Here is an 854-nt window from a genome sequence, read left to right as displayed (position 1 = left end):
GTCCGAGCGACAATGACGACGCGTATTTCGCCAGGGATGCAAAGTGAGATACGCGTTCGTGGCCGAGCATCGCGGGCAATTTTCCGTCCGGGCGATGTGCCGGTGTCTACGCATCCAGCCGAGCGGCTTCTATGCTTGGGTGAAGTCGCCGCTTAGCAAGCGCGCCCGGGAAGACGTCCGCCAGACCGAACTGCTGAAGGAGGCTTGGGTTGAAAGCGGTAAGGTCTACGGGCACCGCAAGCTTCATGATGACCTTCTCGAGCAAGGCGAAAGCGTCTGTCTGAACCGCGTGGCCCGTCTGACCAAGCTGGCCGGGATTGCTGCGCAGATCGGCTACAAGCGCCGCCCCGGCAAGTATGGCGGCCAGCCCTCGGTCGTGGTCGACAACACCTTGGATCGACAGTTCGACGTCGCGGCACCAGACAAGGTATGGGGTTGCCCATTGTGGCGCCATTGGTCGGAGCCCAATGGGCGACGACATCACCTACATTCGGACGCAGGAGGGCTTCGCCTACTTGGCGGTGGTCATCGATCTGTTCTCACGCCGCGTGGTCGGATGGTCCATGCAGTCGCGCCAGACAACAGACGTCGTGCTTCAGGCTCTGCTCATGGCCACGTGGCGCAGGAAACCGAAGGCCAAGGTGCTGATCCACTCCGATCAGGGAAGCCAGTTCACCAGCATGGACTGGGCCGCTTTCCTGAAAGCCCACGACCTCGAGCATTCCATGAGCCGGCGCGGCAACTGCCACGATAACGCCGTTGCCGAGAGCTTCTTCAACCTGCTCAAGCGCGAGAGGATCAGGCGCCGGACCTATCGCACACGCGAAGAAGCCCGACGGGACGTGTTCGACTAC

The 854-nt window shown here is 61.8% G+C and carries 1 pseudogene; it reads left to right on the top strand.

From position 1 onward, the window contains the following. Positions 1–16: 16 nt before the first annotated feature. A pseudogene (locus tag EU805_RS17250) lies at positions 17–854 on the top strand (IS3 family transposase); the annotation flags it as partial.

It is taken from the genome of Salipiger sp. IMCC34102, from assembly GCF_004145405.1.
Taxonomy (GTDB): domain Bacteria; phylum Pseudomonadota; class Alphaproteobacteria; order Rhodobacterales; family Rhodobacteraceae; genus Loktanella.
This window is presented reverse-complemented; position numbering and strand designations above follow the sequence as displayed.